This window comes from Hydrogenophaga sp., assembly GCF_041633695.1.
Taxonomy (GTDB): Bacteria; Pseudomonadota; Gammaproteobacteria; order Burkholderiales; family Burkholderiaceae_C; genus Hydrogenophaga.
Map to the genome: position 1 here is coordinate 1 of NZ_JBFJMY010000124.1, position 10663 is coordinate 10663.

A 10663-nucleotide genomic window follows, 5' to 3' on the forward strand; every position below is an offset into this window, starting at 1 on the left:
CGACGATGATGAGTATGGAGGCATCCCTGCCGACCTGATGCGTGTGAACGTGGAATCACTGGCCCGCCAGCTGGGGTGCGAGGTGATCGTCGTCGCACTAGACATCGAGGCCAAAGGACGTGCCGCGAGGTTGGTGCGGACCTTGCACGCCCAGCAGTTCGAGGTGTTTGTCGTGCCCTCCATGGACGGGCTTCCCGTGCATGGCCTGCAAACCCAACATTTTTTCAGCAACGACGTGCTGATCATGCGCCTGCAGCACAAGCTGCTGAGCCCTGTTTCGCGAGGGCTGAAACGAATGGTGGATGTGCTGCTGGCCGGTGCCGCGCTGCTGCTGCTGTCGCCCCTGATGACCTGGGTAGCCTGGCGCATCTGGCGCGAGGACGGTGGGCCCGTCATTTTTTCGCACCCCCGCGTCGGCCATGACTGCCAAGATTTCCCTTTTTACAAATTTCGGTCCATGGTCCGCAATGCCGACGACGTATTGGAGGCGTGGAAAACCAAGAATCCGGCAATTTACGCCAGCTATGTGGCCAACAATTTCAAACTCCAAGACGATCCCCGACTGCTCAAAATTGGAAAAGGCATTCGACGCACCAGCATTGACGAGTTGCCACAGCTCTGGAACGTGATCCGGGGCGACATGAGTCTGGTCGGCCCCAGACCGTTGTTGCGCCGCGAACTGTCCATGTATCCTGCCGAAACCTTGGAGTTGTACCAGCAAGTCAAGCCAGGTATGACGGGCCTTTGGCAAGTCAGCGGTCGTAGCCGCACGTCTTTCGATCAGCGGGCCACGCTGGACAGCTGGTATGTGCGCAACTGGTCGTTGTGGATCGACTGGGTTGTCCTGCTCAAGACCGTTCGCGTGGTGCTGTCTGGCAAAGGCGCGGCGTAAAAAAAAAGCCACCTTGCGGTGGCTTTTGAAATGTCCTTGGAAGGACGTCGTTGGAAGACCAGTTTCAAACGTTTATGAGACGTGTGTTGTTTGCCGGATCCGGTTTTTCGTGATGTTGTGACAGCAACGTCTGTATTTTGCGCCGCTGTAATGCTTTCGGCCATCCCCTCTTTGGGGGAGTGTGTCGGATTTGGCAGCAAAATTTCTTCGCATTTTTTGTCCCGGTGTCATGCCTTGGACATATTCAGTCGATAGCGCCAGTGGCACGTGGGTCATGCGGGGCGCCGCTCAAAGTGGCAGTTCCACCACAAAGCGTGCGCCGCCGCCGGGTCGGTCTTCGCAGCGCACGTGACCGCCGTGCCGCACCGCGATGCTTTTGACCAGGGACAGGCCCAAACCCACGCCGCCCTCGCGTTCACTCGCACCGGGCAGGCGATAAAACGGTTCAAAAATCCGTTCGCGCTGATCGGGTGGCACGCCGGCCCCGGTGTCGTCCACGGTCACCACCGCCCAGCGCACCACGGCATCCGACCTATCCTGTGCACGGGCGAGGCCGGAGGCCGTGGGCTCCACGCGGACCGCGATCCCCAGGTGCACGTCCGCCTCGTGGCGCTCGCCCGAAGTCTGCGCGGCACGCGGCGCGCCATAGCGGCGGGCGTTTTCGAGCAGGTTGCGCACCAGGCGGCGCAGCAAGCGGGCGTGGCCTCGCACCTCCACCGGCGAAACGCCTTCGTCGATGTCGAGTTCGGCGCCGGTGCGGGCGCACTCCTCGGCCGCCAGGCCGACCAGATCCACCTCTTCGGTCGGGCCTAGCGCCGATACGTCGTTGGCGTCGCGCATGTCCAACCGGCTGGCCAGCAGGATTTCGTCGATCAGCTGGTCCAGCTCTTCGATGCTGCGCGCCATCTCGCTGCGCTGCCCGGGGGTGGCGCCCGCCCTGCCCACCAGCTCCATGCCCATGCGTATGCGCGCCAGTGGCGAGCGCAGCTCGTGCGAGGCATTGGCCAACAAAGTCTTGTGGGACTGCATGAGCGTCTCCACCCGCTCGGCCGCCGCGTTGAAACGCGTGGCCAGAAAGGCCACCTCGTCCTGGCCTTGCACCGGCAAGCGCGTGGAAAGGTCGCCCTGGCCCCAGCGTTCCACGCCTTTTTGCAGGGCTTCCAGACGTTTGGTGAGCCGCCGCACGATGGGATAGGCGCCCAGCGCCACGGCGAGGGCCACCAGACTGAGCAGCCAGACAAAACCAAAGGGTGGTTGCATCCAGGCCGATCCGCGGCGCGCGCCCGACGCGCTGCCCGGCGCGCGGCTGGGGCGCGGCAACTGGATGTAAAGGGTTTGGCCGTCGTTCATGGTGACCTGGAACTCCAGCCCCTGCCCCGGCACACGCACGGCGCGAGCAGGCGCCTGGCCCAGCACCTCGCCGCTGCTGTTGCGCAACACGAGTTCGCGCGCCATGCGGGCTTCGCGCTCTTCCCGGTCGTGGTCCAGCGCCACCTGCCACAGCCAGCCCACCACCAGCGCCAGCACGGCCACAGCGGCCACCACGGCCAGCCAGATGCGCAGGTACAGCCGCTGCCCGAGCAGGCTTCTCATGATCCCACGCCCGACGTGCGCGGGACCAGGCCGATCCGGCGGTGTGTGCACACGCTCACGTCAAAACACCGTGGAACCGGCTTGGCCGGGCCACAGGTGATGTTCCCCTGGGGGGAAGACACAAAGCATCGCAGAGGGAACATCTAGTCTTGCTGCTTGGCAAACACATAGCCCACGCCGCGCACGGTGAGTATGCGTTTGGGGGTTTTGCTGTCGGCCTCGATGGCGTTGCGGATGCGACCGATGTGCACGTCGATCGAGCGGTCGAAAGCGTCGAGTTCGCGCCCCCGCACGGCTTCCATGATCTGGTCGCGGGTGAGCACGCGCCCGGCGCGCTCGGCCAATGCCACCAGCAAGTCAAACTGGTACGAAGTGAGTTCGGCGACCTGACTGGCCACTTGTACGGTGCGCGCGTCGCGGTCGATTTCCAAGGAGCCAAAGCGCAGCAGCGGCGCACCCCGTTCGGAGGCGGCTCCGGGTTCCGCGCGGCGGCGCAGCACGGCGCGGATGCGCGCCAGCAACTCGCGCGGCTCAAAAGGTTTGGGCAAATAGTCGTCGGCACCCAGCTCCAGCCCGATGATGCGGTCCATCGGGTCGCCCTTGGCGGTGAGCATGAGCACCGGTGTGCGCGCGGCCTCGCCCGACAAGGCGCGGATGCGGCGGCACACTTCCAGGCCATCGATGCCCGGCATCATGAGGTCGAGGATGACCAGCGCCGGTTGCAGCCGCTGCAATTGCTCCAGTCCCGCTTCGCCATCGGCTGCGTGGGTGACCTCGAAACCCGAGGGGCCGAGGTACTCCACCACCATCTGGGCGAGGCGGGCATCGTCTTCGATCATCAGCAGCTGGTAGGTCATGGTTTCAGTGTAGCGGTGTCCACGCTGGTTCACATGGTGGCGGCTCCCGGTCAAGCGCGCTTGTGGCAGGCGTAAAGTAATGTGAATGACGCCGCCCACGCCGCCCCACATGCAGCCCTTCGCCGGGCAAGAGTCAACGCTGGACGCGCTGCTGGCGCGCCACCTGGCCCAGCGCCCCGATGCGGTGGCGCTGGAGTTTCGCGAGCTCGGAGCAGCGCAGCCTGCGCCTGAACCAGACAACTGGCGAAAGCTCAGCTACCGGGATCTGGCGTGGCACGTGCACGCCATGGCCCGCCGCTTGCAACCGCAGTTGCGGCCGGGCGACCGCGTGGCCTGGCTGGGGTTGAACCACCCGGCGCAAATCGCGCTCTTGTTTGCGCTGGCGCGCATCGGTGCCGTCCTGGTGCCGCTGAACCACCGGCTGGCACCGGCGGAATGGGCGGCGGTATTGGCCGATTGCACGCCGGTCTTGCTGCTGCACGACGCGGACTTTGCACCAGCGGCGCTGGCCGCCACGGCGCAGCTGGCCCAGCCACCCCAGCTGCGCAGCCTGGCCTGGTTGATCGGCGACCCTGTGCCGGAGGACGGCGCCGAGGCACCGCAGGCACCACCGCCCGATGCAAGCGCCACGCCCGTGCTGCTGGTCTACACCTCGGGCACCACGGGTGCACCCAAAGGTGCGCTGCACACCCAGGGCAATCTGTTGGCCAACATGGCCATGGCGGCGGCGGTGCAGGCGCTGACGCCGCAAGACGTGGTCGCCACCGTGCTGCCCCTGTTCCATGTAGGCGGCCTGTGCATACAGACCCTGCCCGCCTTGTGGGCCGGCGCCCGGGTGCTGCTGTTTTCGCGCTTCGACGCGAGCGCCACGCTGGCCTGTTTTGAGGCCGACCGGCCCAGCCTGAGCCTGCAAGTGCCCGCCACCTTGAAGGCCTTGATCGAACACCCGCGCTGGCCCGACACCAACCTGGGCAGCCTGCGCACCGTCTGGGCCGGCTCCAGTGTCTTGCCCGACGGCCTGATCGCCGCTTTTCACGCACGCAGCCTGCCGGTGTGCAACGTCTATGGCAGCACCGAAACCGGCCCCTTCTCCATCGCGCTGCCCCCGGCGCAGGCCCACAGCCATGTGGGCAGCTGCGGCTGGCCGGCGCCAGGCGTGGAGGTGCTGTTGTGCGACCCGCATGGCGCGGCGGTGCAGCCTGGGGCGGTGGGCGAAATCTGCGTGCGCGCCGCCAACGTGGTGCGGCACTACTGGCCCGACACCCCGGCCTGCGACGAGCAAGGTTTTTTTCACACCGGCGACCTGGCGCGCCAGGCGGAGGACGGCAGCTACACCGTGGTCGGCCGGGCCAAGGACATGGTCATCTCGGGTGGCGAAAACGTCTACCCGGCGGAGATCGAGAACCTGTTGAACCAGCACCCGCTGGTGGCCGAATGCGCCGTGCTCGGCCAGGCCGATGCGCGCTGGGGCGAGGTGGTGGTGGCGGTGGTGGTGCTGCGCGACGGGCAAGCCGCGCCCGAGGACTGGGCCGAAGCCTTGCGGGGCACCCTGGATGGGCGCCTGGCCCGCTACAAATGGCCGCGCCGCTGGCTGCGGGCCGACAGCCTGCCCAAGACCGCCCTGGGCAAGGTGCAAAAACCCGCGCTACAGGCCTGGCTGGCGCAGACCGGCTGAGTCGCCATCGGTGCCTGCCTGCTGACCGGCTGGCACCTCGTGCACCCGCCCGGCCAGCCACACCAGCAACAGCACCGGCACGCCCAACAGCGCGGTGCACACGAAAAACGTTGAATAGTTGTAGGCGTCCACGAACGCGCCCGAAAACCCGGCCAGCCATTTGGGTGCCAGCAACATCATGGAGCTGAAAAGCGCGTACTGCGTGGCCGAGTACTTCACGTTGGTGAGGCTGGAGAGGTAGGCAATGAACGCGGCAGACGCCACGCCCGCGCTCAGGTTGTCGGCCGATATCACCGCGATCAGCGCCGTCACGTCGTGCCCGTGCCCCGCCAGCCACGCGAACAGCAGATTGCTCGCCGCCGACAGCACCGCGCCCAGCATGAGCACCCGCATCACGCCCAGCTTCAACGAGAGCGCGCCACCAATGAAGGCGCCCACCAGGGTCATGATGACGCCGAACACCTTGGTGACCGCCGCCACCTCGTCCTTGCTGTAGCCCATGTCCACATAAAACGGGTTCGCCATGATGCCCATCACCACGTCGCTGATGCGGTAGACACCGATCAGCGCCAGGATGAGCAGCGCCTGTTTGCCATAGCGTTTGAGAAAGTCGACAAACGGCTCGACCAGCGCGCTGCGCAACCATTCGGCCGCGTTCTTCGAAGGCGGCAAGGCCAGCCGCACCGGCTCGCGCGAAAACAGCACGGTCAGCACCCCCACCAGCATGGAGACCGACATGACCAGGTAGGCCGTGGTCCACGCGGCTTGCTGGTACAGCACACCCGGTGCAGCGGCGGCAGCGCCAGACAGCGCGGTGGGCACCTCGGCCCGCGCGGCGATCCACAACACGCCGGCCCCGGCCCAGATCATGGCGATGCGGTAGCCGGTTTGGTAGGTGGCGGCCAGCGCGCCCTGGTGCCGCACATCGGCCGACTCGATGCGAAAAGCGTCGAGCGCGATGTCTTGCGTGGCCGACGCAAAAGCCACCGCCAGCGCGCACCACACCACCGTGGTCAGGCCGGTGCGCGGGTCGGACAAGGCCATGCCGACCAGCGCCACCATGATCGCCAGCTGCGACAGCAGCAACCAGCTGCGCCGCCGCCCCATCCAGCGCGTGAGCAGCGGAATCGGCAGGCGGTCCACCAGCGGCGCCCAGCACCACTTGAAGCCATAGGCCAACCCGACCCAGCTCAGATACCCGATGGTGGTGCGGTCCAGCCCCGCCTCGCGCAAACGAAAACTCAGCGTGCCCAGCACCAGCAGCAAAGGCAGGCCGGCCGAAAAACCCAGAGCAAACATGCGCAGACTGGCCGGCTCCAGGTAGACGCGAACGGTTTCACCCCAGCTGGGCGGGGTGGCGCGCTCGCCCGCGTCGGGCTGGGAAAGGTTTGAGGGCATGGTCTGGGGGTGCGGGGGCAAGTGCCCGCGCAGAGGTTGGTGGATGTGACTATTATTCACGCATGTGCTTCATCTGCGATTTCAAATCCCGCGCCGCCGACAGCGCCGCGCCCCCACGACCCGAACCCCTCTGGTCGGCCCGGCGCGCCTTTGTGCTGGCCGCAGCGGGCACGGCGGGCGCCGCGCTCACCGGCCTGCCCGCGCACGCGCAGGTGGATGTGGGCAAGTCCTCGGGCCTGCGCAAGCTCGTGCCTGCGGCCGAACTGGAGAACGCAGCCCGCCAGCAATACGGCGAGATGATGGCGGAAGCGCGCGGCAAGGGCACGCTGATGCCCGACCAACACCCGCAGGTGCGCCGCCTGCGCAGCATGGCCGGGCGCCTCATCCCGCACACCCTACCCTGGAACAGCCGCGCCCGCGACTGGCGCTGGGAAGTCAACCTGATCCAAAGCGACCAGATCAACGCGTTCTGCATGCCCGGCGGCAAGATCGCCTTCTACACCGGCATTCTGGACAAACTGCAGCTGAGCGACGACGAGTCCGCCATGATCATGGGCCACGAAATGGCCCATGCGCTGCGCGAACACGCCCGCGAACGCCTGGCCAAAACCCAGGCCACGGGCATTGGCTTGTCGCTGTTGTCGTCCTTGTTCGGTCTGGGTGAACTGGGCAACGTGGCAGCCAGCCTGGGCACGCAGTTGCTGACGCTGCAGTTCAGCCGCTCCGACGAATCCGAAGCCGATCTGGTCGGCCTGGAACTCGCCGCCCGCGCCGCCTACCAGCCGCAGGCCAGCGTGAGCCTGTGGCAAAAAATGGCGGCCACCAGCGGCAGCGGCGGCCCCGCCTTTCTGTCCACCCACCCCAGCGGCCCGGACCGCATTCGGGAACTGCAGTCCAATGTGCCGCGGGTGCAACGCCTATACGAACAAGCGCGCAAGGGGTAAACAGAAAGCAAGCTGGACCGCAGGCCCTGGACACCCGCTCGGCGCTCATCAGGGTGCTGGTTCCAGAGCAACGACTTCGCCGGTGCCTCTGCGTTGCAGATACAGCAGCTTGTCGTCGACCCGCATCTCCGAGCACCCGCTGGGAAACGGGCCTTCAAACGCCACACACATGCGACTGTCTTCGGTGCGCCAACGCCCTTGGTCGCTGTTGCCATCGCTGGTGCGCATGCGAAAGCTTCCGTCGGCCCCATATGCCATGTGCCAACCCGTGCGGTTGCTCAAGCGTGCGGTGTAGCTGCGTCCACTGAGGCGGTCCTTGAGAGCCTGCGCGGGGATCTGCTGCGCCCCAGGTGGGAATTCCTTGGGCGGGGATGGCGTTGCACAGCCCGCAGCCATGGCGCAGAGTGCAAGAGCGAAAAAGTCGTGCGTGAAGGTCATGAGAGTCTCCTCAAAAGACAGGCGCTTCGGCTCACAAGGCCGTTCAAAGAGCCGCAAGCCGAGCGCCGGAGTAGAAATATCACCTGCTGGCGTCAGGGTGTTCGGCGATACAGGTTGTAGTGGTTGGCGAGCTCCAGATTGCGGCTGTTTCTGGTCCAAAGGTCCAAGTTGTTGATCACGTTGCCGACTGCAAACTCACCGGTACTGGTACCGTCCGGATGCATGGTGCAATGCTGGTCCGCAGCGTCGATCTTCTGACAACTGACCCGAGCGGTACGTGCCTTGCTGAACACGCTGAGCCCATCGTTGAAATACACGCCTCCAAACGCTGTCGCGACGCCGGCATAGACGGGAGCCATCGCGCCAGCCGGTACGTTCCAGTACGCATCGGGATCACCGGCTTTCGAGGGTTGAAAGTCGATAAATCCAGACTGTGTGATCGGAACGCCCCCTTGGTTCACGTCGATCTTGTTGCGCATCTGGTCGAGAAAGGTCGGATTGAATGCTGCCCACGCTATCGATCGCGCTTCGCCCAGGGTATAGATGCGTGTCAGCGATGTGTGCCATTGGGTAGCATCCGGCGTGCTACCGCTGTTGCCAGCCAGGAAGATGTCAAAACGCCACCGACCCTGGTTGGGAATGGCCTTGATATCGGTATCGCTCCATTGCGTCAACTGGCCACCTGCGTCCCGCGCGTAGACGCCACCGGACCCGTATTCGCCAAGATCCTTGCCCGAAGGTCCCACACTGCTGCGACCACCGAGCGCCAGCGAGTCCAGGTAGGCCCATTGCAGATTGATATGACTGCTGCCTGAAGGTACGCCATTGGCACGCTTAAACGTCAATCGATTCAGAGCGGGGCTGGGCCACAGCGACAATTTCGTCCCACGGGGCGTGATGACCTCAACACGATCAAACAAGGATTTCCCGGTGTTGTCGTGGCGATCACCAACGCGGGCGTTGTAGCCGGTGCTCATGTAGCTGGAGCCCACCGAAGCCGCGTCGACAAATTCCCAGCGCTGCAAGGCGGGCCGCAACGAGATGTCGTAGTCGTACTGGTTGCCAATCAGCTTGAAAACGCCTCCTTCGTTGCGTACAACCTGCTGGCTCCAGTCCTCGTTGCCATAACGATCTTTCCAGTGGTGGGTGAATACCACGTCGCCGTTGTAAGACCCTCCGGTGCGGGTGAGTTCGTATACCGGCTGGTCAAAGGTCAATTCGTTGCGTGCACCCGAGGGACCGGAGGTGTCCCTGTTGCTGAACATTCCATTGAAACTGCTGTTCGCCACATCTGAAGGGGCCACAACGAATCCGTTGCTCTTCCAGGTGGTCGGGTCGGCGCCTACGAACAAGGACTTGCAGGCAAGCGCTTTGAGCGTGTGCGGCGTAGTGCTCGTATCGACACGTTCGTTGTACGGGAGGTTGTAGCAGGCGCTCATGCGGCCCATCAAGTTCGCCAGCATCGGCCCCAGCCCGTCGGCCGGCAGCGCGTCCGGCAAAACCTTGTCCATGTTGGTGACCACCGGCGCACCGCCGGCCGTGATCACCACGGACGCGGGTGCGGCGCCATCGCCATTGAGCTTGATCTCTGCGAAGACCGTCGTCGAACCTCCGTCCGGCACCACCCGCACATCGAGCACATCCAAAGCCTTGTCCATTCCAGTGCCATCGGCCTGGAACACCCCCGTCAATGGGTTGGCCGTAGTGCCCACCGCATCCAGCAACGGCTTGAGTGCCGCCACGATTTCAGCCACTGCAGCCTGCAGGTCGTCGGCGTTGAAGTCGGCCCCCTTCAGGTCGTACGGGTTGCCCGAGGCCGCCAAGGCCGCCGCGATCAGGGTGGTGATGGGCGTGACATTCACCGTCGCGGTCTTGGCCTCCCCCACCATGCTCACCTGGGTCATGCTGCCATCCACAGGTGTGGCCTTGAGCACCAAAGGCGCCTGGGCACCGGCTTTGATGGTGAGCGTGTAGCTGCCATCGGGCTGGGTATTGCAGGTCACCGACAGTCCAGTGCTGTCCTTGCAAACCTGAACTTCAGCGCCCAGGGCATCTGTGACCACGATGGCCGCGCCCGCCAGGGGTGCGCCACTGGCTGCGGTGCCCGACAAGGTTACGTCGTCGGCCGAACCGCCTCGGGCGGGATCTCCACTGCCGCCGCCGCAAGCAAGTAGACCGCAAGATATCGCGACGGCCGCGGCCATCCGTGTTCGCAAAAGCTGTGCGTGTTTTTCCATGGTGTTCTCCTGATCGTGTAAATGGCATGTGATCACGGCACATGCACCGCTGATCCAGTGTGCGTAGCATCCGGTGCTGCGCCTATCGGCCAATTGGCAGAAACGAATGGGGTAGGCCCTGGCTCTGCCATTCGGGGTATCGCGCCGAGCGCGAATTGCGCGTATGTTGCGGCGCATGGACTCTTCAGCCCGTCATGCACCCAAGCTAGGCGCCAATACGTCACTGGACACCAAGATGCTCCGGCGCAGCATTGCCCTGGTGACAGAACAAAGCCGGATGGGCATGCTCACCGTCTGGTTGGTCACTGCGGCGTTGGCTGGCATGTTTGTGCCAGCGGTGGGCTGGCCCCGCTACTTGGCGTGGGCTGTGCCCGTTGCGGCCGGGTTTGCTTTGCGCCAGTTCTGGTTTGAACGCCTGATGCGCGACCCCGAGAGGGCCAGTCGCCTGCAGCTGACCTTGATCACCTCGGCCTCGGCTTTTACAGGGTGGCTGGTCATGCTGTGCCTGCCGGTGTTCGGCCCCGACTTGCAAGAACAGCAGGTGGTGTTTCTCAGCGGTCTGATGGTTGCCTGGGTAGCCGCAGCCGTCTCGGTTCTGGGGGTCCAACCCCGGGTGTACGGGGTGTATC

At 64.9% G+C, this 10663-nt stretch carries 9 protein-coding genes; 4 read left to right on the forward strand and 5 right to left on the reverse strand.

The window, feature by feature from the left end; genetic code table 11:
* Window positions 1-892 (forward strand): exopolysaccharide biosynthesis polyprenyl glycosylphosphotransferase (locus ABYB95_RS09775; protein ID WP_372658290.1); only part of this gene is annotated, 892 nt, incomplete at its 5' end.
* 288 nt (window positions 893-1180) lie between these two features.
* Here the strand turns inward: ABYB95_RS09775 and ABYB95_RS09780 are convergent.
* Both ABYB95_RS09780 and ABYB95_RS09785 read right to left on the reverse strand, forming a co-directional pair.
* Complete coding sequence (locus ABYB95_RS09780) at window positions 1181-2485, reverse strand: sensor histidine kinase (protein ID WP_372658291.1); 1305 nt, start codon at window positions 2483-2485, stop codon at window positions 1181-1183.
* Window positions 2486-2628: 143 nt separating this feature from the next.
* Window positions 2629-3342: a response regulator gene (locus tag ABYB95_RS09785; protein WP_372658292.1), complete on the reverse strand. Its 714-nt coding sequence runs from the start codon at window positions 3340-3342 to the stop codon at window positions 2629-2631.
* An 85-nt stretch (window positions 3343-3427) separates the two neighbouring features.
* Here ABYB95_RS09785 and ABYB95_RS09790 point away from each other — a divergent pair, with 85 nt between their 5' ends.
* Window positions 3428-5017 carry a class I adenylate-forming enzyme family protein gene (locus tag ABYB95_RS09790; RefSeq protein WP_372658293.1) on the forward strand — a complete coding sequence of 530 codons (1590 nt, stop codon included), beginning with the start codon at window positions 3428-3430 and terminating at the stop codon, window positions 5015-5017.
* Here the strand turns inward: ABYB95_RS09790 and ABYB95_RS09795 are convergent.
* Window positions 4988-6415 carry an MFS transporter gene (locus tag ABYB95_RS09795; RefSeq protein ID WP_372658294.1) on the reverse strand — a complete coding sequence of 476 codons (1428 nt, stop codon included), beginning with the start codon at window positions 6413-6415 and terminating at the stop codon, window positions 4988-4990. The genes ABYB95_RS09790 and ABYB95_RS09795 overlap by 30 nt on opposite strands.
* A gap of 62 nt (window positions 6416-6477) precedes the next feature.
* Between ABYB95_RS09795 and ABYB95_RS09800 the strand changes: the two genes are divergently transcribed.
* Complete coding sequence (locus ABYB95_RS09800; RefSeq protein WP_372658295.1) at window positions 6478-7359, forward strand: M48 family metallopeptidase; 882 nt, start codon at window positions 6478-6480, stop codon at window positions 7357-7359.
* A 48-nt stretch (window positions 7360-7407) separates the two neighbouring features.
* On the opposite strand, the gene ABYB95_RS09805 is transcribed toward ABYB95_RS09800, so the two are convergent.
* Together ABYB95_RS09805 and ABYB95_RS09810 are read right to left on the reverse strand one after the other, a co-directional pair.
* On the reverse strand, window positions 7408-7797 hold the full coding sequence (locus ABYB95_RS09805) for a hypothetical protein (RefSeq protein WP_372658296.1): 390 nt from the start codon (window positions 7795-7797) through the stop codon (window positions 7408-7410).
* A gap of 92 nt (window positions 7798-7889) precedes the next feature.
* Window positions 7890-10034: a hypothetical protein gene (locus ABYB95_RS09810; RefSeq protein ID WP_372658297.1), complete on the reverse strand. Its 2145-nt coding sequence runs from the start codon at window positions 10032-10034 to the stop codon at window positions 7890-7892.
* A 235-nt stretch (window positions 10035-10269) separates the two neighbouring features.
* Between ABYB95_RS09810 and ABYB95_RS09815 the strand changes: the two genes are divergently transcribed.
* A partial coding sequence (locus ABYB95_RS09815) for a hypothetical protein (protein WP_372658298.1) occupies window positions 10270-10663 on the forward strand: 394 nt, incomplete at its 3' end.